The sequence below is a fragment of the Salmonella sp. 5800 genome, from assembly GCF_046558195.1.
Taxonomy (GTDB): Bacteria; Pseudomonadota; Gammaproteobacteria; order Enterobacterales; family Enterobacteriaceae; genus Salmonella; species Salmonella enterica.
This window is the reverse complement of record NZ_JBGDOX010000013.1, coordinates 1-21,798: the sequence shown is the minus strand read 5'-3', so window position 1 is coordinate 21,798 and position 21,798 is coordinate 1. Positions and strand designations below refer to the sequence as shown.

General features: G+C 49.5%; 29 protein-coding genes, 1 tRNA gene and 1 pseudogene. 22 read left to right on the top strand and 9 right to left on the bottom strand.

What is annotated here, in order from left to right; genetic code table 11:
- Window positions 1-423 precede the first annotated feature (423 nt).
- The 5 genes from ACLJZ5_RS19730 to ACLJZ5_RS19710 are packed head-to-tail and all read left to right on the top strand — an operon-like array spanning window position 424 to window position 5,209.
- Window positions 424-2,058, top strand: a complete 1,635-nt coding sequence (locus tag ACLJZ5_RS19730) for an ABC transporter substrate-binding protein (protein WP_024797571.1) — start codon at window positions 424-426, stop codon at window positions 2,056-2,058.
- Window positions 2,058-3,032 carry an ABC transporter permease gene (locus ACLJZ5_RS19725; RefSeq protein ID WP_024797570.1) on the top strand — a complete coding sequence of 325 codons (975 nt, stop codon included), beginning with the start codon at window positions 2,058-2,060 and terminating at the stop codon, window positions 3,030-3,032. The genes ACLJZ5_RS19730 and ACLJZ5_RS19725 overlap by 1 nt, the downstream gene beginning before the upstream one ends.
- Window positions 3,022-3,834 carry an ABC transporter permease gene (locus ACLJZ5_RS19720; RefSeq protein WP_000966637.1) on the top strand — a complete coding sequence of 271 codons (813 nt, stop codon included), beginning with the start codon at window positions 3,022-3,024 and terminating at the stop codon, window positions 3,832-3,834. The genes ACLJZ5_RS19725 and ACLJZ5_RS19720 overlap by 11 nt, the downstream gene beginning before the upstream one ends.
- Window positions 3,828-4,625, top strand: coding sequence for an ATP-binding cassette domain-containing protein (locus ACLJZ5_RS19715; RefSeq protein ID WP_024797569.1), 798 nt, complete (start codon window positions 3,828-3,830; stop codon window positions 4,623-4,625). Before ACLJZ5_RS19720 ends, ACLJZ5_RS19715 begins: the two co-directional genes overlap by 7 nt.
- On the top strand, window positions 4,619-5,209 hold the full coding sequence (locus ACLJZ5_RS19710) for an ATP-binding cassette domain-containing protein (protein WP_000947460.1): 591 nt from the start codon (window positions 4,619-4,621) through the stop codon (window positions 5,207-5,209). The genes ACLJZ5_RS19715 and ACLJZ5_RS19710 overlap by 7 nt, the downstream gene beginning before the upstream one ends.
- An 81-nt stretch (window positions 5,210-5,290) precedes the next feature.
- On the opposite strand, the gene ACLJZ5_RS19705 is transcribed toward ACLJZ5_RS19710, so the two are convergent.
- The gene (locus tag ACLJZ5_RS19705) at window positions 5,291-6,424 is read right to left on the bottom strand and encodes a mechanosensitive ion channel family protein (protein WP_024797568.1); all 1,134 of its coding nucleotides are present in this window, start codon (window positions 6,422-6,424) and stop codon (window positions 5,291-5,293) included.
- Window positions 6,425-6,617: 193 nt separating this feature from the next.
- Here ACLJZ5_RS19705 and ACLJZ5_RS19700 point away from each other — a divergent pair, with 193 nt between their 5' ends.
- The 6 genes from ACLJZ5_RS19700 (at window position 6,618) to ACLJZ5_RS19675 (ending at window position 10,340) form a co-directional block, all read left to right on the top strand.
- Window positions 6,618-6,944, top strand: a complete 327-nt coding sequence (locus ACLJZ5_RS19700; RefSeq protein WP_024798560.1) for a four-helix bundle copper-binding protein — start codon at window positions 6,618-6,620, stop codon at window positions 6,942-6,944.
- A gap of 8 nt (window positions 6,945-6,952) precedes the next feature.
- Window positions 6,953-7,029, top strand: a tRNA-Arg gene (locus ACLJZ5_RS19695).
- Window positions 7,030-7,140: 111 nt separating this feature from the next.
- The gene (gene zinT, locus ACLJZ5_RS19690; RefSeq protein WP_165801137.1) at window positions 7,141-7,788 is read left to right on the top strand and encodes a metal-binding protein ZinT; all 648 of its coding nucleotides are present in this window, start codon (window positions 7,141-7,143) and stop codon (window positions 7,786-7,788) included.
- Window positions 7,789-7,896: 108 nt separating this feature from the next.
- Window positions 7,897-8,685: a cryptic aminoglycoside nucleotidyltransferase ANT(3'')/ANT(9) gene (gene aadA / locus ACLJZ5_RS19685; protein ID WP_024797566.1), complete on the top strand. Its 789-nt coding sequence runs from the start codon at window positions 7,897-7,899 to the stop codon at window positions 8,683-8,685.
- 144 nt (window positions 8,686-8,829) lie between these two features.
- Window positions 8,830-9,423: a helix-turn-helix domain-containing protein gene (locus ACLJZ5_RS19680; RefSeq protein ID WP_001534706.1), complete on the top strand. Its 594-nt coding sequence runs from the start codon at window positions 8,830-8,832 to the stop codon at window positions 9,421-9,423.
- Between the two features lie 68 nt (window positions 9,424-9,491).
- Window positions 9,492-10,340, top strand: a complete 849-nt coding sequence (locus tag ACLJZ5_RS19675; RefSeq protein ID WP_000190260.1) for a MerR family transcriptional regulator — start codon at window positions 9,492-9,494, stop codon at window positions 10,338-10,340.
- Window positions 10,341-10,594: 254 nt separating this feature from the next.
- Here ACLJZ5_RS19675 and ACLJZ5_RS19670 read toward each other — a convergent pair whose 3' ends face one another.
- Together ACLJZ5_RS19670 and ACLJZ5_RS19665 are read right to left on the bottom strand one after the other, a co-directional pair.
- Entirely contained in the window at window positions 10,595-10,843 is a 249-nt protein-coding gene (locus ACLJZ5_RS19670) for a biofilm/acid-resistance regulator YmgB/AriR (protein ID WP_000208086.1), read from the bottom strand.
- 78 nt (window positions 10,844-10,921) lie between these two features.
- Window positions 10,922-11,076, bottom strand: a pseudogene (locus ACLJZ5_RS19665) (hypothetical protein).
- 82 nt (window positions 11,077-11,158) lie between these two features.
- Between ACLJZ5_RS19665 and ACLJZ5_RS19660 the strand changes: the two are divergent.
- The 6 genes from ACLJZ5_RS19660 (at window position 11,159) to ACLJZ5_RS19635 (ending at window position 14,692) form a co-directional block, all read left to right on the top strand.
- Window positions 11,159-11,704: a chorismate mutase gene (locus ACLJZ5_RS19660; protein ID WP_000617988.1), complete on the top strand. Its 546-nt coding sequence runs from the start codon at window positions 11,159-11,161 to the stop codon at window positions 11,702-11,704.
- Window positions 11,705-11,900: 196 nt separating this feature from the next.
- Complete coding sequence (gene leuE / locus ACLJZ5_RS19655; protein WP_000457190.1) at window positions 11,901-12,539, top strand: leucine efflux protein LeuE; 639 nt, start codon at window positions 11,901-11,903, stop codon at window positions 12,537-12,539.
- Window positions 12,540-12,711: 172 nt separating this feature from the next.
- Complete coding sequence (gene yeaR / locus ACLJZ5_RS19650) at window positions 12,712-13,074, top strand: DUF1971 domain-containing protein YeaR (protein ID WP_001248993.1); 363 nt, start codon at window positions 12,712-12,714, stop codon at window positions 13,072-13,074.
- Window positions 13,075-13,076: 2 nt separating this feature from the next.
- The gene (locus ACLJZ5_RS19645; RefSeq protein ID WP_000513733.1) at window positions 13,077-13,259 is read left to right on the top strand and encodes a DUF1869 domain-containing protein; all 183 of its coding nucleotides are present in this window, start codon (window positions 13,077-13,079) and stop codon (window positions 13,257-13,259) included.
- Between the two features lie 229 nt (window positions 13,260-13,488).
- The gene (locus tag ACLJZ5_RS19640; protein WP_024798440.1) at window positions 13,489-14,130 is read left to right on the top strand and encodes a hypothetical protein; all 642 of its coding nucleotides are present in this window, start codon (window positions 13,489-13,491) and stop codon (window positions 14,128-14,130) included.
- A gap of 313 nt (window positions 14,131-14,443) precedes the next feature.
- A complete protein-coding gene (locus ACLJZ5_RS19635; protein ID WP_000512149.1) occupies window positions 14,444-14,692 on the top strand; it encodes a GlsB/YeaQ/YmgE family stress response membrane protein in 249 nt (82 codons plus the stop codon).
- Between the two features lie 138 nt (window positions 14,693-14,830).
- Here the strand turns inward: ACLJZ5_RS19635 and ACLJZ5_RS19630 are convergent, their stop codons facing one another.
- Window positions 14,831-14,929 (bottom strand): YoaK family small membrane protein, encoded by a 99-nt coding sequence (locus ACLJZ5_RS19630; protein WP_001589065.1) that lies wholly within the window; start codon window positions 14,927-14,929, stop codon window positions 14,831-14,833.
- Window positions 14,930-15,124: 195 nt separating this feature from the next.
- On the opposite strand from ACLJZ5_RS19630, the gene ACLJZ5_RS19625 reads away from it, so the two are divergent.
- Window positions 15,125-15,376: a DUF333 domain-containing protein gene (locus ACLJZ5_RS19625; protein ID WP_024798439.1), complete on the top strand. Its 252-nt coding sequence runs from the start codon at window positions 15,125-15,127 to the stop codon at window positions 15,374-15,376.
- A gap of 68 nt (window positions 15,377-15,444) precedes the next feature.
- Window positions 15,445-15,756, top strand: coding sequence for a hypothetical protein (locus ACLJZ5_RS19620; RefSeq protein WP_024798438.1), 312 nt, complete (start codon window positions 15,445-15,447; stop codon window positions 15,754-15,756).
- Here ACLJZ5_RS19620 and ACLJZ5_RS19615 read toward each other — a convergent pair.
- A complete protein-coding gene (locus tag ACLJZ5_RS19615; protein ID WP_001222532.1) occupies window positions 15,742-16,089 on the bottom strand; it encodes a DUF488 domain-containing protein in 348 nt (115 codons plus the stop codon). The genes ACLJZ5_RS19620 and ACLJZ5_RS19615 overlap by 15 nt on opposite strands.
- 118 nt (window positions 16,090-16,207) lie before the next feature.
- The gene (locus ACLJZ5_RS19610; RefSeq protein ID WP_000205342.1) at window positions 16,208-17,392 is read right to left on the bottom strand and encodes a CynX/NimT family MFS transporter; all 1,185 of its coding nucleotides are present in this window, start codon (window positions 17,390-17,392) and stop codon (window positions 16,208-16,210) included.
- Window positions 17,393-17,492: 100 nt separating this feature from the next.
- On the opposite strand from ACLJZ5_RS19610, the gene ACLJZ5_RS19605 reads away from it, so the two are divergent.
- A complete protein-coding gene (locus tag ACLJZ5_RS19605) occupies window positions 17,493-18,287 on the top strand; it encodes an AraC family transcriptional regulator (RefSeq protein ID WP_000579798.1) in 795 nt (264 codons plus the stop codon).
- On the opposite strand, the gene ACLJZ5_RS19600 is transcribed toward ACLJZ5_RS19605, so the two are convergent.
- On the bottom strand, window positions 18,267-18,713 hold the full coding sequence (locus tag ACLJZ5_RS19600) for a DUF441 domain-containing protein (RefSeq protein ID WP_000460698.1): 447 nt from the start codon (window positions 18,711-18,713) through the stop codon (window positions 18,267-18,269). The two genes, ACLJZ5_RS19605 and ACLJZ5_RS19600, sit on opposite strands and share 21 nt — an antisense overlap.
- 205 nt (window positions 18,714-18,918) lie before the next feature.
- Here ACLJZ5_RS19600 and yoaI point away from each other — a divergent pair, with 205 nt between their 5' ends.
- A complete protein-coding gene (yoaI, locus tag ACLJZ5_RS19595) occupies window positions 18,919-19,026 on the top strand; it encodes a small membrane protein YoaI (RefSeq protein WP_000272241.1) in 108 nt (35 codons plus the stop codon).
- On the opposite strand, the gene ACLJZ5_RS19590 is transcribed toward yoaI, so the two are convergent.
- A complete protein-coding gene (locus tag ACLJZ5_RS19590; RefSeq protein ID WP_023893413.1) occupies window positions 19,023-19,541 on the bottom strand; it encodes a YbaK/prolyl-tRNA synthetase associated domain-containing protein in 519 nt (172 codons plus the stop codon). The two genes, yoaI and ACLJZ5_RS19590, sit on opposite strands and share 4 nt — an antisense overlap.
- Before the next feature lie 49 nt (window positions 19,542-19,590).
- Entirely contained in the window at window positions 19,591-21,084 is a 1,494-nt protein-coding gene (dgcJ, locus tag ACLJZ5_RS19585; protein ID WP_024798639.1) for a diguanylate cyclase DgcJ, read from the bottom strand.
- 293 nt (window positions 21,085-21,377) lie between these two features.
- Here dgcJ and ACLJZ5_RS19580 point away from each other — a divergent pair, with 293 nt between their 5' ends.
- Entirely contained in the window at window positions 21,378-21,578 is a 201-nt protein-coding gene (locus ACLJZ5_RS19580) for a hypothetical protein (RefSeq protein WP_024134150.1), read from the top strand.
- The last annotated feature ends 220 nt before the right edge of the window (window positions 21,579-21,798 follow it).

Here is a 21,798-nt window from a genome sequence, read left to right as displayed (position 1 = left end):
TGGACTCCATAGCATGTCATTTCATCGGGTTGCCATATGACTGGCGTTCTGCCGGTAAGTTTCATTAACGCTCGGTTCGTTTAATATTGGTTTAGGTTTAAAGCCAGGAGGCGCTAATTACGATACCTTCTTACGTTTCAGCACTGACTAATAACGTTGAGAAAATGAACAGCGTCGGATGGGAAGACGTAATACAGAATAGAAAGGAAATAAGAGAATAAGATGGCGTTAATTAACCCGGTATTCCTGGCATCATTTCTCTTGCGTTTTATCCCCGTCAAAAGCGGCTTTTAGCCCACGTTGGCGCTCCCGGCGTTTGTGCGTATGATGTTTTTAAAAGATCGTCATACTTTCTGTTCTGCATCAATTTTTTCATTACAAATGCTCGCCATAATGCCGTCCTCAGGAGGCCTCCCGACGTTTATGCTGCGCCGGGAGGAACAAAAACAACGTATAATCTGGGGTAAACTGATGATTAAAGGCAAACTGGCGCTCATAACGTGCGCGATGGCTCTGGCATTCACCTCGCCGCTTTTCGCTGCGTCGGACACGGCAGATGGCCATACCTTAAAGCTGGCCATTGGCCCTGAGCCAACGGAAGGCTTTGATCCTATGCTGGGCTGGAGCCACGGCAGTTACTTATTGCTTCATGCGCCGTTGCTCAAGCAAAACGCCGATATGAGTTGGGGTAATTTACTGACGGAAAAAGTGGATACCAGCCCCGACGGTAAAATCTGGATACTGACCTTAAAACCCGATCTGAAATTCTCCGATGGCTCGCCATTAACTGCCGAAGATGTCGTTTTTACATATAACAAAGCGGCGAAGAGCGGCGGTAAAATTGACATGGGCAATTTTAGCCATGCGCGAGCGCTGGACGCACGCCGAATTGAGATGACGCTGAGCCATCCGCAGAGCACCTTTGTGAATGTACTCGGGTCGTTAGGGATTGTTCCGGCCAGCCGTTATGATGAAAAAACGTTCGCCCGCGAACCGATAGGCGCCGGTCCATACCGACTGGTCAGCTTTCAGCCGGGTCAGCAACTGATCGTTGAAGCTAATCCCTGGTATGCGGGTAAAAAGAATGACTTTAACCGGCTGGTTTTTGTCTTTCTGGATGAAGATAATGCTTATGCCGCCGCGCGCAGCGGACAGTTGGGACTGGTGCGCATTGCCCCTTCTATGGCGGTGGCCCCGCAGCAGGATAATCTTAAACTCTGGGTACGCGATAGCGTTGAAAACCGGGGCATTGTCTTCCCGATGGTGCCTGCCGGTAAAAAGGATGCTAACGGTTATCCTGTCGGCAACGATGTAACCGCTGATGTCGCTATCAGACGCGCAATTAACTATGCCATTAATCGTAAGCAACTGGCGGAACAGGTGATGGAAGGCCATGCGATACCCGCCTATAGCGCGGTGCAGGGATTGCCATGGCAAAATCCTTCAGTGGTATTCAGCGATGGCGATATTGCAAAAGCGCGCGCCATCCTGGAAGAGGCTGGCTGGAAGATAAACAGTGCGGGCGTGCGTGAAAAAGCAGGTAAAGAAGCGCGTCTGACCTTATGGTATGCCAGTGGCGACAGCACCCGGCGGGATCTGGCCGAAGCGGTGCGCGCCATGTTGCAGCCTTTAGGCATTGTCGTCTCGTTGCAGTCGGGAAGCTGGGAAACCGTAGAGCGCCATATGCACGCTAACCCTACGCTGTTTGGCTGGGGAAGTCTGGACCCGATGGAACTCTTCCATCACTACAGCGGGAAAGCCGCTGGTGTGGAATATTATAACCCGGGCTATTACAGCAACCCTGCGGTAGAAGCACATCTGAAACAGGCTATAGATGCGCCTGACTGGCAAAAGGCGATTCCTTTCTGGCAGCAGGTTGAGTGGGATGGGAAGCAGGGCGCGGGCGTTCAGGGCGATGCGGCATGGGCATGGCTGCTTAATATTCAGCATACCTATCTGGCCAACCCCTGTATTGATCTGGGAAAAGGCGCGCCAGAAATCCACGGTAGCTGGTCGGTGTTAAACAATCTTGATGACTGGACCTGGACCTGTCGGTGATGAAATTGTTCTTCAGTCATTTTTTGCGGCTGATTATTCTGTTGGTGCTGGTGGCTGCCGGCACCTTCATTTTGCTTAGCTTTTCGCCCGTTGATCCTATCCGCGCTTATATTGGCAACGATCTGCTCCATGTTCCGCCAGAACAATATGCGCGGATTGCGGCGCGCTGGGGGCTTGACCAGCCGCTGTGGGAGCGTTTCGGTCACTGGTTTTGGCATCTGCTCCAGGGTGACATGGGGTATTCCATGCTGTTCAACATGCCTGTCGCCAGCGTGATCCGGGAACGTTTTGCGACGTCATTCGCGCTGCTGGCAGGCGCCTGGCTATTGTCTGGTGTGCTGGGCGTGACATTGGGTTTTCTGGCCGGACGTTTTCTCCACCGCTGGCCGGATAAGATGATTTGCCGTATCAGCTACTTATTGTCATCGTTGCCCACTTTCTGGATAGCAATGCTGTTGCTGGCGCTGTTTGCCGTCCGCTGGCCGGTATTACCTGTTTGTTGCGCCTGGGACCCCGGAAATAATGCAGGAACAGCTCTTTTATCGGAACGTTTACGCCATCTTGTGTTGCCGGTATGTGCGTTAAGTCTGTTGGGCATGGGGCAAATTGCGCTGCATACGCGAGAAAAAATAGCCAGCGTAATGAAGAGCGAATTTATTCGTTTTGCGCGCGCTCAGGGGGATAAAGGATGGTCGCTGTTACGTCACCAGGTGTTACGTCATGCGATTACCCCAGCGCTCTGCTTACAGTTTGCTTCTCTGGGAGAACTGATGGGGGGGGCGTTACTGGCAGAAAAAGTCTTTGCGTATCCGGGGCTGGGACAGGCCACTATCGATGCCGGCCTGCGTGGCGATGTCCCGCTACTCATGGGGATCGTTTTATTCTGTACGCTATTAGTGTTTGCCGGAAATACGATTTCAGCCTGGCTTGTGGTGGTGCTTAATCGATCGCTGGAGCGTCCCGATGCTCTATAATCCTGCCCCGACGTTGTTTCGTCTGATCCTCTCCGTTACCTGTCTGCTGTTTATTGCCGGATACGGTTATGCCACGTTGAGCCAGCCGCCAGAGGTTAATCTGCTTGCCCGGCATCTGTCGCCTGATATCCAGCACTGGTTTGGCACCGATAATCTGGGGCGTGATGTATGGCTTCGTTGCTTTCAGGGGGCCTTCACCAGTTTACAAATTGGCGTTGGCGCCGCGCTGTGCAGCGGCGTTATCGCGCTAGTGATGGCGGCAGTGGCGCGCATTCATCCCCGGCTGGACCTCCTGATGCGGCTGATAACCGATGCTATGCTTGCCATGCCGCATTTACTTTTGCTGATCCTTATCTGTTTTACGCTCGGCGGCGGTAAAAGCGGCGTCATTGCGGCCGTGGCGTTAACGCACTGGCCCCGTCTGGCGCTGATTCTGCGCGCCGACGCGGAGCGGGTAGCGCAGAGTGACTACCTGACATTGACCTATCGTCTGGGGCATGGACACCTTTATTGCTGGCGATATCACTATTTTCCGGCGCTATTGCCGCAATGGTTGACGGGAACGTTATTGATGTTTCCTCATGCGGTATTGCACAGCGCGGCGTTAAGTTTTCTGGGGTTTGGGCTGGCGCCGCATGAGCCTTCGCTGGGGCTGTTGCTGGCGGATGCGTTACGGTTTATTAGCCATGGAAACTGGTGGCTGGTGCTGTTTCCCGGCCTAATGTTATTCACGCTGGTGATGCTCTTCGATCAGTTTGCGCGCGCCATTCAGCGGCTGTGGCTAAGGAGTGACGTATGCTGAGTTTACAACAGGTTACGCTGGAAAGTGCGCGTTATCGCTGGTATGGCGCGAGACGCTGGTCGCCGTTATTACAGAATGTCTCTTTTGATATCGCGCCCGGCGAAATGGTGGCATTGGTTGGCGGCAGCGGGGAGGGCAAAAGTCTGCTGCTGCAATGCCTGCTCGATCTGCTGCCGGAAAATTTACGCTTTCGGGGGGAGATTACGCTTGATGGCAACCGGCTGGACAGACATACCATCAGGCAGCTTAGGGGCAATACGTTTAGCTACGTGCCGCAGGGGGTACAGGCGCTTAATCCCATGCTGAATATCAGAAAACATTTGAACAGAGCATGTCATCTGACCGGACGCGCCTGGGATGAGACGCAAATGGTACAGCTATTACAGCAAAGCGATCTTGAACCGACAGTCCTGGAACGCTTTCCCCGCCAGCTCTCCGGTGGGATGGCTAAACGAATTCTGGCGTGCCACGCCTCGCTTAGCCAGGCACGTTATATCCTCGCGGATGAGATCACCGCCTGGCTTGATACCGCACTGGCAAACCAGTTGCTCGAGCACTTGCGAGGTCTTTGCAAGCGGGGATGCGGCGTGCTGTGGGTGACTCATGACCTGCTGCTGGCGGCGCGGTATGCCGATCGCATTGTGGCGCTGCATCACGGTTATATCACGGACAATATCCGCTGCGAGCAGTTACAGCCGGAAGAGATGAGTGAGCCGTTAAAACGGCAATGGCAAGCATTGCCTGAACTAAGCCCGTTATTTATGCCGACCGGAGAGGGAATAGAATGTTGAGCTGCCGCGACCTCGTTATTCGTCAGGGCGGGAAAGTCTTATGGCAGAACCTGACGTTTACGATTTCTGCCGGTGAACGGGTAGGAATTCATGCGCCAAGCGGAACGGGGAAAACAACGTTGGGGCGCGTCCTGGCCGGATGGCAAAAGCCGACGGCGGGCGACGTTCTGCTGGACGGTAGCCCGTTACCCCTGCATCAGTATTGTCCGGTACAGCTGGTCCCCCAGCATCCTGAACTGACGTTTAATCCCTGGCGAAGCGCCGGAGACGCTGTGCGTGATGCCTGGCAGCCTGACCCGGAAACGATGAGGCGTTTGCATGTGCAGCCCGAGTGGCTGACGCGTCGGCCAATGCAGCTCTCAGGCGGGGAGTTGGCGCGTATTGCGATACTGCGCGCGCTTGACCCGCGAACGCGTTTTCTGATTGCCGACGAAATGACGGCGCAACTCGATCCGTCTATTCAAAAAGCGATATGGGTATACGTGCTTGAGGTGTGCCGCAGCCGTTCATTAGGGATGTTGGTGATTAGTCATCAGTCTGCGCTACTTGATCAAGTCTGTACCCGCCATTTACAGGTGGAATAGCCGCAAGTCGTTTCTCCGCATTGCCGTGTCGCCGTTAACGCACCGGGAACCCATGGGTTCCCGGTATTGTCGGTAGAGATTTTACTGCATGACGCGTTTATCTGCGTTTTTTGCATCAGCGGTATTACTGTAGTCCCTGGTCTCTTCAACCTGTACAGGGGCTCTGACGACCAGACTAGGCAGCGCCAGTTCGATATTATTCTCAATGAGTTTTTCAATAATACGGATATTTATCTCTTGCTGAATATCCATGTATTTATTGTAATCCGCGGTATTGACGATATGCACCACCTCATAGGTCAGCCGATCCTGACTAAAGGCCAGTAGATGGGCGCGGTCGAATTGTGTTTCGCCGACATCGGTAATAATTTTTTTCACCATATCGCCGATGAGGCGTAACTTTTCCGGTGGTGTCGCAGTGGCGACGCCAAAAGTAAACACGATACGACGCGTTTGCATCCGCTTATAGTTGTGTATGGTTTGCTGCAACAACTGCGCGTTCGCACAAACGATCTGTTCGCCGCTGAGGCTACGGATGCGAGTGGTTTTCAAACCGATATGTTCAATCGTACCGGCTACATCATTAAAGACGACGAAATCGCCGATCTCGAAGGGCTTATCGAAACCAATCGACAGCGAAGCGAAGACATCGCTCAGAACGGTTTGTACCGCCAGGGCAATAGCAATACCGCCCACGCCGAGGCTGGCTACCAGTGCGGTAATATCCACGCCGACGTTCGCCAGGATGGAGAGCAACATCATAGACCAGACGAGCACGCGCAAAATCATACCAAGAATGACTAACGTCACCGGGTTTTTATTGGAGCCTGGGGCATACAGTAAATGACGCATCCATGACTGTACGCCCTGATCAAGCCAAATCGCCATTTGAATCGCAACCACTAAAAACCAGGCGTGAGAGAGGGTAGAGAATAACCGGTCGGGCAGGGCGACAAAGCGCAGGCTAAAGAGAAATGCGGCAAAAAAGATTAGCATCTTACTGGTCTTTTTCAGCATCTCGAAAACAATAGGCCGCAGCCGCCCATGAGCATCATCCTTTTTATCCGGGCGTTGTAGCGCTTTATAGACCACATTAAGTAGCCAGTTGATGAGCCAGTAAGTAATGAGGGTGACGAAAAAAACGACCGCCAGATTGATCCAGAACGTCGTTGACATCAGCATCGCAACGATATTTAGTCGTGCTAAATACTCCATTTTACCTCCGATGAAAAGCAGATGAACATTACAGTATAGACGTCACATCACGGAGGCCGATTTCCGGCTTTACTATTGCTGTTTTATTCAGCACTTTTGTTCAAAAAGTATGAAAAAGAGGGGGAGCCGTTTGGCTATCCCGGCGTTTCTGTGCAGACTTATCTACTCCTCTTAATAAAATAAGGAGTCATTTATGCAACAAGAACATCGTGAGTGTATTGAGCAGTGTTATGAATGCGCGGCGGCGTGTGATATCTGCGCCTCTTCTTGTCTGCGTGAAGATAACGTCGAAATGATGAAGCACTGCATCCAGTTAGATATGCAATGTGCGGCCATTTGTCGCCTGGCGGCGCAATTTATGGCATTGGAAAGCGAGTACTCACAAAAATTATGCCGCCTGTGCGCGGATATCTGCAAAGCCTGCGCCGAAGAGTGTGCAAGGCACGATCACAACCATTGCCAGAATTGCGCGCGGGCATGCAGCCAATGCGCAGACGCCTGCCTTAAAATGGCCGCGTAATTTTTCTTCCGCCATTAGCTCAACCGGATAGAGCATAGAGCTTCTACCTCTAAGGTTCGGGGTTCAATTCCTCGATGGCGGACCAGTTGATATCAAAAAAGGCCACCTGCGCGGTGGCCGCTGAGTTTTTGTTGAAATAAATGTAATGTTATAATATAACAATCATCTTTCTAAAAAAGATGAGGGTAACGTTTTGGTGATTCATTTAAAAAAACTGACAATGCTTCTGGGAATGCTGTTGGTAAATAGTCCTGCCTTCGCGCATGGTCATCATGCTCATGGCGCGCCGATGACGGAGGTTGAGCAAAAAGCGGCAGCGGGCGTGTTTGATGACGCTAATGTACGCGATCGCGCGCTCACCGACTGGGATGGTATGTGGCAATCCGTCTATCCTTATCTGGTCAGCGGCGAGCTGGACCCTGTCTTCAGGCAAAAGGCGAAGAAAGACCCGGAGAAAACGTTTGAGGATATTAAAGCGTATTATCGCAAAGGATACGCGACGAATGTTGAGACGATCGGCATTGAAAATGGCGTTATAGAATTCCATCGCGACAATAACGTTGCATCCTGTAAATACAATTATGCCGGCTATAAAATTCTGACTTACGCATTGGGTAAAAAAGGGGTGCGCTACCTGTTCGAATGTAAAGATGCGAATAGCAAAGCGCCTAAATATGTTCAGTTTAGCGATCATATCATTGCCCCGCGCAAATCGGCGCACTTCCATATCTTTATGGGAAATACCTCGCAACAGGCATTGTTGCAAGAGATGGAAAACTGGCCTACCTATTATCCTTATCAGTTAAAGGCGAATGAGGTCGTTGACGAAATGCTACATCATTAAGTCTGATTGCAATGTTAAAAGCTCGCTATGAATAGTGAGCTTTTTTTCTGCCGTTATGCCATATTTCTGGCAACCAATATAAAAAATACCTGCGCCCCCGGAGCAACGATGACGCTGTCCATACCGCCCTCGATTCAATGCCAAACGGAAGCGGCATGTCGCCTGATTACTCGTGTCACAGGCGATACGTTGCGTGCTATTCATTTATATGGTTCCGCTGTCGCGGGCGGTCTGAAGCCAAACAGCGACATTGATCTACTGGTGACAATATGCCAGCCGCTGACGGAGGCCCAACGCGCAACGCTGATGCAGGAATTGCTGGCGCTTTCATCGCCGCCGGAGGCGTCAGCAGAAAAACGCGCTCTGGAGGTCACTGTCGTGCTTTATTCGCAGCTGGTTCCCTGGTGTTTTCCACCTGTCCGGGAAATGCAATTTGGCGAGTGGCTAAGAGAGGACATTTGTCAGGGGATTTATGAACCAGCGCAACAGGACTGGGACATTGTGTTACTGATAACCCAAATTCTGGAAACCAGTATACCGCTAAAGGGAGAACGCGCGGAACGGCTGTTCACGCCAGCCCCTGCGGCGCAGTTGCTGAAGGCCTTGCGTTATCCCCTCGACCTTTGGCAATCCACGGCAGATGTGCAGGGAGATGAGTATCATATCGTTTTAACCCTGGCGCGTATCTGGTATACCCTTTCTACCGGGAGATTTACCTCTAAGGATGCGGCGGCTGACTGGCTGTTACCTCAGTTGCCAGAAGATTATGCTGCCACGTTGCGTGCGGCGCAGCGTGAATATTTAGGTCTGGAGCAACAGGACTGGCATATTTTGCTGCCTGCGGTCGTACGCTTTGTGGATTTTGCCAAAGCGCACATCCCCACGCAGTTCACATAAGATGCCCCAGGACGTCTGTCAGGTTGCGCAAACGGCGTTCCTCAACTACTACTTAATAGGTTCTCATCGCTGAAGTAAGCAGATGATCTTATGCGGGCCATCGAATGGATATTTCCACATGGCTCTCGTTTTGTTGAGGTGGATATGACTGGTTCCGCATCATCTGTTTTAAAGACAGATACAAGACTATTGAGCGAAAACCTGTTTCTTAATTATGGTCTGGAGTCCTTATTTAAGGACGTCGCAATAATAGCTGGCAACGTAAATTATATTATTTTTGATATCGACGATTACTACACCGTACAGCAGTATATTACTTCCACATTTAAAACGGTACTCATTGGAATTGTTACCCATAATGAATATAACTTTATTGATGAACATCATGCTATATATCGAATAAAGGTCGATGCCTCTATTGCTGAGTGGCGTGAGTTACTGATTTTGGCCGCTGCTGGTCAATTTTTCCCCAGGTCAGAGAAAGTCAGATTAACGGCGAATGAAAGAAATGTTTTGGCGATGCTTGTTAAAGGAATGGATATCCGACAAATAAGCTGTGAACTGAATGTACATTTAAAAACTATTTACTCAGTACGCTACCATGTTCTGACTAAATTAGGTTGTAGAACAGTTCTGGATTATCAAATACTGTCCGTCTCTAAAGCCTTTATGCACTGGCTTACAATAAATAATGTTGATAATGTAATTTCACGTGTAAATAGTAAGGTCATTGCTTAATAATGATTTGCTTCTGATGGCGTTTAGGTTCACTATGCTTTCTTACATCATCATGAGGCCAGACAGGCATGGCTACTTTTAGTATTAGCGCAATGGCGGCGCAGTGTGGTGTCACAACAGCAAATATCAGGTCCTGGGAACGCTATGGCCTGCTTCAACCTACCAAAGATGAAGCTGGCAATCGTTTTTATTGCATAGAAGATGCTATCAGAATACAGCATATTATCGACGCGTTAAGCAAAGGCTTTTCATTAAAAGAGATTAAACCTGCCCTCTATGGTGAAGAAACGCATTGCCGCTCGGGATGGTTATTCTACCAGGAAGAGATTTTAGCGCAGTGTAGAAAATTCGAACCCGCCAAATTGCGAAAATTACTCTGGCGTTATGGTCGGGAAATTCCGCCGTGTATCGTAATTGAGTCAATACTGCGTCCTTTACGGCTGTGGTTGTCCGCAGGCGATGATGATGCACGCCGATTTGAAAAGGCATTACTGGATACTGCGATTATTGAATACGCCACGTTCCAGCTAAGTAGCGTACGAAAGGCGCCAGCAGGCACAATGCTTATTGCTGCGTTTTCGCTGAACGACCCCATTGAGCTATGGCTGGAAACGATTAAATATTGTAGTGAAGGTATGCGAGTTGAAGTCATCCCCTGGCAGGCGCCGATGCCCGATCTTTTATCAACGTCTTTCGAGCATATTGTTCTGTGGCATGATGAGACATTAACTCCCGCGCAGGAAAATCTTATTCAGGCTTTAAAAGAATCGGGTAAATTTAGTCTTCATGTGAAAAATGGCTCATGCTTAACATTACTGCCAGCCGTATATCGGCAGCATGAGATGCCAGAAAGCATGCAGCATGTTGCACCGCAAATCCATGCAAACGGCTACGAAAAATCAGGCACCGCACGTTGAGGCATCTGCATTATTAACGAACAGGGGAGGAGTAACCCCCTCCCTTGTTTATACCCTTCATACTTCAAGTTGCTTATGTGTTGGCTACGGATTACTCGGCCCATCCATGGGCCTCGCCCTGACGGGCCGTCGCACGCGACGTTCAAATCTGCTCCCGGCAGATTTGTTGTTCACCCCAGTCACATAGTTATCTATGCTCCTGGGGACTGACTCCCTTGCCGCCTTTAAGCAACTCGAATTATTTTGGGTATATATTAGATGTCGTCAGGTGTCTGAAACAAAACGGCTTCTAAGGCATTACGGTAAATATCAAGCTGCACTACGTCTTTTTCTGTTTCCAGTTTTTCAATAAGTTTGGCGATGATATCCTTATTTGAGACATGCTGCTGCGATTGCAATAGTTCGTAAGTAATTTCCTGAATAGCTCGCTGTTCACATAACATATGTGCAGAAAAAGGATTGCCAGTACTATTTTGTTCGTTGACTAGTGTAATGGTAGTCATATTTCACCATATTCGATGTAAATTGAAGCCGATCTCCCTGAGCGGGGGAGAGAAATTAGTGACCTATTAAAATTAGACCTATATCATAAAACCGTAATAAAAAATCATAAAAACGTGATGTGCATCACATTTGTGTGATTTGTTGTATATTTTATACACTTTAAGTGAAGGTGAAGATTCCGTAGAATCAACGGCCTGTTCTTTTTATCACTCCAGTTTAAACGAATAAGCATTAATACCCATCTGTAATAATTACTTAATGTTATCTTAATAAAGGTAAATTACTGTCAGGCCTCCGTAAAAGGAGGTTGATTAATGATTCGTCATATCGCCATTTTTCTTTGTTCTTTATTGATGTGCAGCACCACTTTTGCCGATTCGGTAACGTCGGTATCGCTTGGCGCGCTCTTAACCGCGCTCAATGAACGCATGTTATTAATGAAAGATGTGGCTGCTTATAAAATGAAGCACCATCTGCCGATAGAGGATTTCACGCGTGAACAAAATGTTTTCGCCGAGGCTGAAGAAGAAGCGAAAAATAACGGTCTGGACCCGCATTCGATAACCCCTTTTATTCGTTCGCTAATGGATGCCAGTAAAGCGATACAGTACCGCTATTTAGCACAGTGGCGAACCGGCTCAGAACCCTCCTTTCCGATACAAACCTTGTCGGTCACCCGGCAACGTATTCGACAACTTGATAATCAAATGTTGATCATCATCAGCCAGCGTTTGATGGTCGGCGCTTTCAGCCACGAGGATATGGTGTGGCTGAGAGCGAAGTTTAATGCGCCGAATCTGAATGAGAGCGATATCAGTGATGTGTTGGCAGCCCTGTCTTTGGTACGACGCGCGCGTTAATTCCCCATGAGGAAACGTGGGCCAATACCTGGTGATTGCCTGCGGGGGGCGCGATACAAGAACGTTTTTGGGTGATGTGGATATAAGCGTGGCGGAATAGCGGCTGGAGAGACGTGGTTTCGCTTCCCATCTTCCGGTGCATTCGTTAGCATACTGTTTCGCAGCTAAGCGTAAATGTTTTCAGGAAGAGGTTAATGTGTTCGCGGAGTATGGTGTTCTGAATTATTGGACGTACCTGGTCGGGGCGATTTTTATCGTTCTGGTGCCGGGGCCGAATACGCTTTTTGTGCTTAAAAACAGCGTGGGACGCGGGGTTAAAGGAGGATATCTTGCCGCATGCGGCGTGTTTATCGGCGATGCGATATTAATGTTTCTGGCGTATGCGGGCGTGGCGACGCTGATCAAAACAACGCCGGTTCTGTTTAACATTGTTCGCTATCTCGGCGCGTTTTATCTGCTCTACCTTGGCGCAAAAATCCTTTACGCCACGCTGACCTCAAAAGGGCGTGCGGCGACGGAAACGGTAGTTCCTTTTGGCGCTATTTTTAAGCGTGCTTTAATTCTTAGCCTGACGAATCCTAAAGCCATACTTTTTTATGTTTCCTTTTTTGTGCAATTTATTGACGTTACTGCGCCGCATACTGGGGTGTCATTTTTTATTTTGGCCACCACCCTTGAAATCGTCAGTTTTTGCTATCTGAGCTTTTTAATTCTTTCTGGCGCTTTTGTAACCCACTATATTGGTACCAAAAAGAAACTGGCAAAAGTGGGCAATTCTTTGATTGGCCTTCTTTTCGTCGGATTTGCCGCCCGCCTGGCAACGCTCCAGTCTTAACCCCCTGGACCCGTCGACAACGGCGGGTCATTGCTCTCCTTTCGGTTTTATTGCGTGGAAAACAGCAAAATAGTAACCAATAAATGGTATTTAAAATGCTGTTTTTGGAGCGTAACCTTTTTACGACAGCGATGAGATTATCGCTGAGTAACCTGCGGGAAGAGGGAAGCAAATGCGGCAAATTCCACAAAATCATATCCATACACGTTCCACGCCATTCTGGAACAAAGAGACGGCGCCTGCCGGAATTTTCGAACGCCACCTTGATAAGGGAACGCGACCCGGCGTTTATCCTCGCCTCTCGGTGATGCAGGGGGCGGTCAAATATCTCGGATACGCTGATGAACATTGCTCTGAGCCGGAAGAAATCATGGTGATCAATGCCGGCGAGTTTGGCGTGTTTCCTCCGGAAAAGTGGCACAATATTGAGGTCATGACGGATGATACCTATTTTAACATCGACTTTTTTGTCGCGCCGGAAGTACTGATGGAAGGGGCGACCTCACGAAAAGTCATTCATGCCGGGAGAGAATAATAATGGGAAAAGCTACTTATACCGTCACGGTCACGAATAATAGCAACGGCGTCTCTGTGGACTATGAAACGGAAGCACCGATGACGTTGCTGGTACCTGAAGTTGCAGCAGAAGTTGTGAAGGATTTGGTCAATACCGTGCGTTCCTACGATACCGAAAACGAACACGACGTTTGCGGTTGGTAAGGATCTTGTAGTATCTATTTGATATAAAGTGATTTTTTAAATCAGAAGCCGCATCGCGCGTCGCCAGCGTGATGCGGTTTTTGCGTATTGAAAAGCGCTGTTTATTTACATCAGACATGGGTTGAAAAGAAACATTAAGAAAACATTAAGAATATCGCATTGTTTGCTAATGAGAGCGTATTCATAAAACTTATGATTGGGTATTAAAAACCAGAAGAGTCTTATAATCATGAAACTCGATACCCGATTAACTTCGTCAGCACTTACTCTTGCGCTTGCCGCTGTGGTCATCCCGTTTACGGCGGACTGGCAATTGCCTTTGCTTAACGGCGTGGTGGTCCGATGGATTGAAAACGGACAAGCGTTATGGTTACTGTTTGGGGCGCTATTTACCACCTGGTATATACGGCCACTTTCCCGTCCCGAAGGGGCAAAGCAGTTTTGGCTATGGGCTGTTGTCTGGTGGGTGGTACTGTTGGGTAGAAGCACCAGTTGGGGGCGTGACTATTTCCCTGACGAGCCGCGTATGCTGTTCAGAACGATTTCAGTGCTATTAATTGCTGCGTTGGTATTGCCAGTCCTGTTTTCTGCCGGGCTACGTAAGGAGATTGTTCGTCGTCTGCGGGACGTTCCTCTGCCATTGTGGCTGTTTGCCGTGACGGCATGTTCATATCTGATTTCCGACACTGTCGAGCATCATCGGTGGTTGTCGCCGATATTCCTGCATAACGCTCGTTACACAGATTTGATTGAAGAGCTTTATGAAGTGCCATTTATGATCGGTTTGTTTATGGTGACCGTGGTGTTTATGCAGCAGGACAAGCAGGATGAATGTACGGCGCTGGAGATGACCCCGTATCACGCAAAATAGCGCGGCTGAAAAAGACCATGAATTCGACATGGGATAGATAGCGGTTAGCAAAAAAAGCCCGCACTCGGTGAGGCGGGCAAATAATACTGGAAGCAATGTGAGCAATGTCGTACCGAACAGGTGGGTTATAAACTCAACCACTCGGTATTGATAAAGATAATCGTTATCATTAATGATTGCAACCCTGATATTTATGCGCTTTTATCCACGACGCTAAAAGGTGATGGATATCACAAACTTCACTTTCCTGACGATGTGCTATTCTTTTTAACGGCAAATAAACCGCTAACGTTAAGACATAAGTGAGGAAAAAATGGGCATTCTTTCATGGATTATTTTTGGACTTATTGCGGGTATTTTGGCTAAGTGGATCATGCCAGGTAAAGATGGCGGCGGATTCTTTATGACGATCATTCTGGGGATCGTTGGTGCGGTAGTCGGAGGATGGATCAGTACGTTCTTTGGCTTTGGCAAAGTGGATGGTTTCAACTTCGGCAGCTTTGCAGTCGCGGTGATCGGCGCGATTGTCGTGCTGTTAATCTACAGAAAAATCAAAAGCTAAACGCAGAACTTTCAGAGATAATAAAGGCTACGACAGGTAGCCTTTATTATTCAAAATGAATTTACCACCAGCCCAGTTCGGTACCCGCCGCCGCAATTAGCGCGATGCCCATCAACACCATCGTTGTTTTCCTCATGGTTATGCTCCCGGCGCGGCGTAACCGCCAATAAAAAACCATGCCAAAAATAATATTGCCGTAATGAAAATGACGACAGGGAAGAGGATACCCACTCTCATGCTATTACCTTCACTGTTCAGGGGGCGCCAGAATAGCAGGGTTTTCTCAGCGACAAAAGGTCGGTTGCTTTGTGACAGGGCGTGGTTATTACTGACTTAACCCGGGATAAACACCCACTAAAGCGCTGACAGAAAGTATGGAAATAGCGTACCCGCCAGGTTATCCTGGACAAAATATCGCTTTAAGGAGTCGTTATGAAATTTACGTGGATTGCGTTGCCAGGCGTATTGCTGCTGAGCGCTTGTTCATCGTCGCAACCCAACGCCCCCAGGCCGCCGCGTATTGGGATGCCTAATCCGGCAGCCGTCTACTGTGAGCAACAGGGCGGTACGCTGATGCCGGTGCAGACCCCACAAGGCGTGCGTTCCGATTGCAAATTGCCCAATGGCGAACTCATTGATGAGTGGACATTATGGCGCAGAGAGCACCCTGATACGAAAAAGTGACAACCTGCGGTCCGACGGGATATGATTAAGAACAATCTGATAATGAGTTTCATGCGGCGCAAGAAAATATGTTTCAGTTAAAGCCGGGCGCGTTGGCAATAGTTATTGGCGCTAAAACACTCGCCGGACGGCAGAATATTGGTAAATCGGTTGAGCTATTTTGCCTGTGTCAACCCGGAGATGAATTCATTAACCCGGTAAATGGACACGTCACCTTACTGCCGAAAGAAGCGCCTCGGGCGCTGTGGCTGGTCACGGGCGATGTAGCCTCCGCCGATGGTCAGCACGGTTTTGCCTGGGTGCGGGCAGAACATTTGATGCCGTTGTCCCCGGACAGACAACCAGGCCAGGCGGCGGCACGACAATCACAGCTCTCGTAGCCACTCTGCCAGCACAATGGCATGGTTCTGGCGAGTATCTTTAGCGGCGTATAGCAACGTTAGCGGTTGGTGTCGGGCAATATCCGCCAGCCGTTTGCCTTCTTGATGCTGTTGCGCAAGTTCTGCCCGGTATTGCTGCGCGAAGTGGTTAAAATCAATCAGTTCGCTATGAAAGGCTTTGCGCAATTCGGTTGAGGGCGTAATGGCCTTATTCCATTCATCATAGACCAGCGCCGATTTTTTAATGCCTCGCGGCCATAGCCTGTCAACCAATACCCGATAACCATCGTCTTTTTCCGCCGGGAAATAGACGCGCTTACACTGGATTCGCATTTTTCCCTCCTGTGATGGTGTCGCTTACGGTACTTTTGTCGGATAGCGGTAATGATTTTAATGGATCAGGCCTGATAAACGAAGCGCCATCAGGCATTCAAGTGGGTATCAGGTTTATTTATGACGCTATCTCTCGATCGCGTCCGGCGTAGAGGCCGAAAATCGCCATGATGATAGCCAGAACCGTTACGCCCGATAGCGGCAGATACCAGCTACCGCTGGCATCATGAAGTTTTCCCATGACGGGCGGCCCACATGCCGCCAGTAAATACCCGACCGACTGCGCCATGCCGGAAAGCGCCGCCGCCTGATGCGCCGAACTGGCGCGCAGGCCGATAAACGTCAGGCCGAGGATCATCGTCGCGCCTGAACCGAAGCCGAACAGTAGCGTCCAGATGACAGCCTGGCCCGGCACAAACCAAAGCCCCGCCGCGCCCACTGCGCACAATAGTGAGACCAGCGCGGCAATCCAGCGTTGATCGTTAAAGCGATGCAAAATAAGCGGAATAGCTAACCCAGGCGCCGCGGTCGCCAGTTGCAGCAGGCCATGTAGCGATCCTGCCTGTGCTTCGCTGTAACCGTGGCTGATGAGTATTGTTGGTAACCAGCCGATAATCACATAATAAATCAGTGAGTTAAGTCCCAGAAACAACGTAACTTGCCAGGCTAAAGGCGAACGCCAGATACCGCGTTCATGTAATGCCCGGGAGCTACTCAGGTTAGCTGAGCGGGTAGTGCGCCACTGCGGCAACCAGATAAGAAACGCCAACAGCGGAAACAGCATTAGCATTAACAGCGCGCCGCGCCAGCCAAAACCGTGCAACGCCAGCGGAACCACCAGCGCGGACCCCAACGCGGCGGCGGCGCCCATCGTCAATGAATACGCGCCCGTCAGCCTGGCGACATGTTGTGAAAAATCGCGCTTAATCAATCCTGGTAGCAGCACATTACCCAGCGCTATCCCGCACCCAATAATGGCAGTTCCGGCAAACAACAATGCAGCGGAGGGCAGGGAGCGGAGAGCAATACCCGCGCAAATCAGCAGCATTGCGGCAAACAGACTTCGTTCCATCCCAAACCGGCGGGCAATACCGGCCGCCAGCGGCGAAACCAGTGCAAACGCCAGAAGCGGCAAGGTTGTTAGCAGGCCCGTCTGGGCGGTGGAAAGACCGTAATCCGAACGGATTGTCTCCAGCAACGGCGCAGCGCCGGTAAATGTTACGCGCAGCGTAGTGGCTATCATCAAAATACCGGCAATCAGTAAAGCGCCCTGTTTGCCGCGTGGTGAAAGGGCTGTCGTCATCGTTTTCTCATCTCGTCAGGCGAGGCGATACCTTAACAGTTTTTACTGTTTGGATGAATCAAGCTAAAATGACAATTTATCGCTAAAATCGGACAATATAATGATTGGCCTGAGACTGGATGGTTACGATCCCGACCTTCACCACGATGCCGCTGTGGCCTTTTGTATTCGCGCCAGGGATGATGAACTGTTTAGCCCTCGCCATCAGCATCGCAAGGGACAGTTGATTCTCGCTCTGCACGGCGCGATTACCTGCGAGGTGGAAAATGCGATGTGGATGGTTCCGCCCCAGTATGCCGTCTGGCTCCCCGGCTCGCTGCCGCACAGTAATCATGTGACCGCAGGGGCGGAACTGTGCTTTTTATTTATTGAACCTGCAGCGGTCGTCATGCCGGAGCGTTGCTGCACGCTGAAAATTTCGCCGTTATGCCGGGAGTTGATTTTGTCGCTGGCGCGCAGAACCGATTCCGAAAGAGCGCAAATGCCAACGCAGCGCCTTATTCAGGTGTTGTTTGATGAACTGCCGCAGCAGCCGCAGGAACAATTGCAATTACCGGTATCGGGGCATCCGAAAATCCGCCAAATGGTTGAGACAATGGCGCAGGAGCCCGCGCGATGGAATACATTAGGGCAGTGGGCCAGCGTATTCGCGATGAGCGAGCGTAACCTTGCCCGGCTGGTCGTCAAAGAGACGGGACTAAGCTTTCGTCGCTGGCGTCATCAGTTGCAATTAATCCTGGCGCTACAAGCGCTGATCGCGGGACGTAATGTACAGCAGACGGCGCAAATGCTGGGTTATGATTCCACCACGGCATTCATTACCATGTTTAAAAAAGGCCTGGGGCAGACGCCAGGCCAGTATCTGACGGGCGAGTTACTGCTTCCCCACAATTAAAGAGACCAGCCCCGCCGCAATCAGTGGGCCGACCGGCACGCCGCGAAACAGCGCGACGCCAAGTACCGTACCGACCAGCAGCCCGGCGACGAGCTGCGGTTGGTTTCCCATCAGCGTAATGCCGCGACCGCCCAGCCAGGAGACGAAAACGCCGACGGCAATCGCGACCAGCGATTTCCAGTTCACAAAAGAGTGGATCAATGTGGAGGGCGGTAGGGTTCCGCTGGCGATGGGAGCCATTACGCCGATGGTCAGAATGATAATCCCGACGGTGAGTCCCTGTTTTTCAATCCAGGGAAAAAAGGTATTCAACGGGGTTACGCGGACAATAATCAGCACCAGAATTGAGACGGCGACAGTGGTGTTGTGGCTGATAAATCCCAGAGCTGCCAGTCCGAGCAGGATCAGCAGAGTGACATCAAACATTATGGTTTCCTTGCCAAAAAGTAAGCCTGACTACTTTACGCCCAAACGGCAAAGCGCACAGGCCTTTTTAACGATTGATGCGGATTTCAGGCAACTGCCTGAAAGACAATCTCTACGTGAAAAACGGCGTTGTCATTAAATTGCCATCAACGCCGCGTATTGCTAACAGGTGAACCGTCATTGTTGTCTTCCTGAGGATACAATTATGTACGATCCACCGTTTCTTGAAGCGCTGATGATTACGGCGTCGTTTTTCGCCATTTTTATCATTATCGTTGTGTCGGTATTGCTCCTTGAAGGGGGAGGGGACTAAGCCGTTGGCGATGACTGAAAGCGGCGGAAGACTGCCAGTTCTGGTCGGGCGATGCGCAGATAGTCCTGTGTATTCATAATGACTGATTTTTCCAGCAGGCCGGCATTAAAGGCAATTTCATCGAAACGCTCAAATAGGAGCGGATCGGCGACCAGTTTCAGATTGGGGTGAAAACTGAAAGGCGGGATCGCGCCAAAAACGCAGCCGGTCAGCATATCGACTTCCGCCGGGCTGGCAAGGGAAGCGCGTAAGCCGCCCAGATGTGAAGCAAGCTGAGAGAGGTCGGCTTGCTGATCGGCCGCCAGAATAGCAAGAACGTGCTGGTTGACGCCGTTGCCTTTGACTTTACAGACCAGCGCTTTTGCGCCCTGGCCCAGCGCAGTACCGCGTATTTCAGATACCGCTTCGCATTTTCCTACCGCCTCATGGCTCACCACACGATAGCGCGCGTTCTCCTGGGTTAATAAAGCCACTAAACGTTGGTGTGTAGCGACACCCTTCGCGACTTCAGTTATTTCGGCCATTTCTCACTCCTGGTGCAATATGAACATTTACTGCGAAGCACTATGATGAACGATGTTGTTTTTGTTGTTTGTTCAGATAGAGCTGCGCATCGGAAGCCTGGTAGGCATCATTAATCGTATCATTGGGCTGCATATTATAAATCCCGGCAGAAAAATGGACTGTCTTATCCGGTGCGATAATTTGCAGGTTACGAATAATACGCTCCGGCAGATGGATAGCCAAATCCGCCGCGTAATCAACAAGAATAATACAGAACTCATCGCCGCCGAGGCGAATGGCGTAATCGCTTTTACGAATCGATGTTTTAATCGCTTTCGCCAACAGGGTTATAATTCGGTCGCCTTCCTGGTGCCCCTGGGTATCGTTGATCAGTTTTAACCTATCGCAATCAATAGCGACAAATGTTACCGGCGTCCCGGCATTGACCAGGCGTTGCAGTCGCTGTTCCAGCTCCGGTGTTAATATTTTACGGTTGTAAAGCCCGGTCATGGCATCGCTAATATTTTCGCGTGTGACGTTGCGATAAAGCCGAAAGTGCATCCGTACCATATTAAGCAGGAGCGCCGTTGCCAGTAAGTAAAAGGCCAGCGCTTTCCAGGACGAGACAAGGAAATAGGTTAAATCAAGGGACAACGAAACGCGCAGTCCGCCAGGGATATCATGGCTATAATTCACATATTGAAACAGATTATTTTTGCTTTGATTAATAATAATTTCTTTTCCGGAGTCCATATCCTTTAGTGTTACGTTAAGATAGCGCCAAACCAGCGGACGGTCCTGGGTATAAAAAATATTTTTTAAATTATCCTGGTTAACATCCACCATCACGATACCTTTTAACGTTCCCGCCAGATAGACTGGCGTTAAAAAGCTCATGACGTTTTCCTGGGTAATATCATCCATGTAAATACTTGAAATAACCGTACGGCCGGTAAAAAGTTTATCTATATCTTTTCTGTTAATACCCATTGTACCTTTTTGTAAAAAAGTCCAACGATGCATGGCGAAGCGCCGTGAGTTGATTAAATCATAGAAATAGACATAATGTTTATTTAAATCAACGTAATAACGGAATTTAAGCTCCAGTGTGCCCAGCCCGTGACTGTGGTCGTCCTGCGCTCGGTTGATGCTTACCGCCTGATCAAACGCAGGCAGTAAAAGGGCGTCATCAAGATTATCGGTACACTGTGTAGCGGCGGTTTGCAGGGTACCATGTAGCGCCGGATAATTATGCCGGGTCAGGTTGACGCCGTGCGTACCGTTAATGGCCTCAAAGGCGTCGCAAAACGCGCGGCGTTTTTCTGCAGTGACGGGATCTCCCGGCGCTTCAAAAGTTCGCATCAAATGTGCGGCGATGCTTTGATTCTGGTACTTATCGTACAAAAACGACGAATCGGCTCTCTCCATGATATAACGCATATAGGCATTCATTGCCCTGTCGCTGGCAATAAGTTCGTAAATCAGGAAGGACGATGTCAAAACGATGACGCTTGCTGAGATAAAGTGCCTGAGCGCTTTATGATGCAAATTCATGATGAACTACAGCCCTGAAAGTCGGATGCGTTAGTTTACCATAGCGATGAGAATTCCTCTAATAGACTGTTTAAAAATAAAACGTGTGCTATGCAGGAATAAAACTCATTCTCGGTTTAATAAACCAATTAATACGCTGTGTTTATATTTTCATGTGTGACTATTGTGATAAAAACTAAATTTTTAATCAATAATACTGATCTATTTGTGACAAAAAGAAAATAACCTTTATTATGATGATGAAAGGAGTGTGAAGTGGTAAGGATAATAATGTACTTCCGTTCGGAGGCGCTATGAAACGATTTAAAGAGATGGCTGTGATTTTATTTTTTGCATTACTGGCAGCAGGTTTTACGTCGTCGGCGATGGCGGATGATCCTTTTTCACATGTTTTGGATCATGTTTTTGATACAGTCCATGCCTGTCACATTCTTCCTCCTGGAGTGGAGCAACCAGGACATTTGGGGCCTTGGTCTTGGCCTTGGTGTTATTAACATGATGGAATTCTATTAATGGGTTAAATTACCCGATATGCCGGAATACCTTCATTCAGACTATTCGCGGGTAATTGCTTCAGTCATAAAAACCGAACACCAGGTTTATTAAAACCCGCCCGACATATGAACGGGCGGGTTTATTGTCTATGGAAAACCCCCAGCTAGGCTGGGGGTTCCGGAAAGCTTTCAGCTTTAAGCCAGTTATTAAAACCCCTTT

What these genes read in the sequence shown, in the direction of transcription:
- ACLJZ5_RS19730 (WP_024797571.1), top strand. Translation starts at nt 424, where the DNA reads ATGCTGCGCCGGGAGGAACAAAAACAACGTATAATCTGGGGTAAACTG.
- ACLJZ5_RS19725 (WP_024797570.1), top strand. Translation starts at nt 2,058, where the DNA reads ATGAAATTGTTCTTCAGTCATTTTTTGCGGCTGATTATTCTGTTGGTG.
- ACLJZ5_RS19720 (WP_000966637.1), top strand. Translation starts at nt 3,022, where the DNA reads ATGCTCTATAATCCTGCCCCGACGTTGTTTCGTCTGATCCTCTCCGTT.
- ACLJZ5_RS19715 (WP_024797569.1), top strand. Translation starts at nt 3,828, where the DNA reads ATGCTGAGTTTACAACAGGTTACGCTGGAAAGTGCGCGTTATCGCTGG.
- ACLJZ5_RS19710 (WP_000947460.1), top strand. Translation starts at nt 4,619, where the DNA reads ATGTTGAGCTGCCGCGACCTCGTTATTCGTCAGGGCGGGAAAGTCTTA.
- ACLJZ5_RS19705 (WP_024797568.1), bottom strand. Translation starts at nt 6,424, where the DNA reads ATGGAGTATTTAGCACGACTAAATATCGTTGCGATGCTGATGTCAACG.
- ACLJZ5_RS19700 (WP_024798560.1), top strand. Translation starts at nt 6,618, where the DNA reads ATGCAACAAGAACATCGTGAGTGTATTGAGCAGTGTTATGAATGCGCG.
- aadA (WP_024797566.1), top strand. Translation starts at nt 7,897, where the DNA reads ATGACGCTGTCCATACCGCCCTCGATTCAATGCCAAACGGAAGCGGCA.
- ACLJZ5_RS19680 (WP_001534706.1), top strand. Translation starts at nt 8,830, where the DNA reads ATGACTGGTTCCGCATCATCTGTTTTAAAGACAGATACAAGACTATTG.
- ACLJZ5_RS19675 (WP_000190260.1), top strand. Translation starts at nt 9,492, where the DNA reads ATGGCTACTTTTAGTATTAGCGCAATGGCGGCGCAGTGTGGTGTCACA.
- ACLJZ5_RS19670 (WP_000208086.1), bottom strand. Translation starts at nt 10,843, where the DNA reads ATGACTACCATTACACTAGTCAACGAACAAAATAGTACTGGCAATCCT.
- ACLJZ5_RS19660 (WP_000617988.1), top strand. Translation starts at nt 11,159, where the DNA reads ATGATTCGTCATATCGCCATTTTTCTTTGTTCTTTATTGATGTGCAGC.
- yeaR (WP_001248993.1), top strand. Translation starts at nt 12,712, where the DNA reads ATGCGGCAAATTCCACAAAATCATATCCATACACGTTCCACGCCATTC.
- ACLJZ5_RS19645 (WP_000513733.1), top strand. Translation starts at nt 13,077, where the DNA reads ATGGGAAAAGCTACTTATACCGTCACGGTCACGAATAATAGCAACGGC.
- ACLJZ5_RS19640 (WP_024798440.1), top strand. Translation starts at nt 13,489, where the DNA reads ATGAAACTCGATACCCGATTAACTTCGTCAGCACTTACTCTTGCGCTT.
- ACLJZ5_RS19635 (WP_000512149.1), top strand. Translation starts at nt 14,444, where the DNA reads ATGGGCATTCTTTCATGGATTATTTTTGGACTTATTGCGGGTATTTTG.
- ACLJZ5_RS19630 (WP_001589065.1), bottom strand. Translation starts at nt 14,929, where the DNA reads ATGAGAGTGGGTATCCTCTTCCCTGTCGTCATTTTCATTACGGCAATA.
- ACLJZ5_RS19625 (WP_024798439.1), top strand. Translation starts at nt 15,125, where the DNA reads ATGAAATTTACGTGGATTGCGTTGCCAGGCGTATTGCTGCTGAGCGCT.
- ACLJZ5_RS19620 (WP_024798438.1), top strand. Translation starts at nt 15,445, where the DNA reads ATGTTTCAGTTAAAGCCGGGCGCGTTGGCAATAGTTATTGGCGCTAAA.
- ACLJZ5_RS19615 (WP_001222532.1), bottom strand. Translation starts at nt 16,089, where the DNA reads ATGCGAATCCAGTGTAAGCGCGTCTATTTCCCGGCGGAAAAAGACGAT.
- ACLJZ5_RS19610 (WP_000205342.1), bottom strand. Translation starts at nt 17,392, where the DNA reads ATGACGACAGCCCTTTCACCACGCGGCAAACAGGGCGCTTTACTGATT.
- ACLJZ5_RS19605 (WP_000579798.1), top strand. Translation starts at nt 17,493, where the DNA reads ATGATTGGCCTGAGACTGGATGGTTACGATCCCGACCTTCACCACGAT.
- ACLJZ5_RS19600 (WP_000460698.1), bottom strand. Translation starts at nt 18,713, where the DNA reads ATGTTTGATGTCACTCTGCTGATCCTGCTCGGACTGGCAGCTCTGGGA.
- yoaI (WP_000272241.1), top strand. Translation starts at nt 18,919, where the DNA reads ATGTACGATCCACCGTTTCTTGAAGCGCTGATGATTACGGCGTCGTTT.
- dgcJ (WP_024798639.1), bottom strand. Translation starts at nt 21,084, where the DNA reads ATGAATTTGCATCATAAAGCGCTCAGGCACTTTATCTCAGCAAGCGTC.
- ACLJZ5_RS19580 (WP_024134150.1), top strand. Translation starts at nt 21,378, where the DNA reads ATGAAACGATTTAAAGAGATGGCTGTGATTTTATTTTTTGCATTACTG.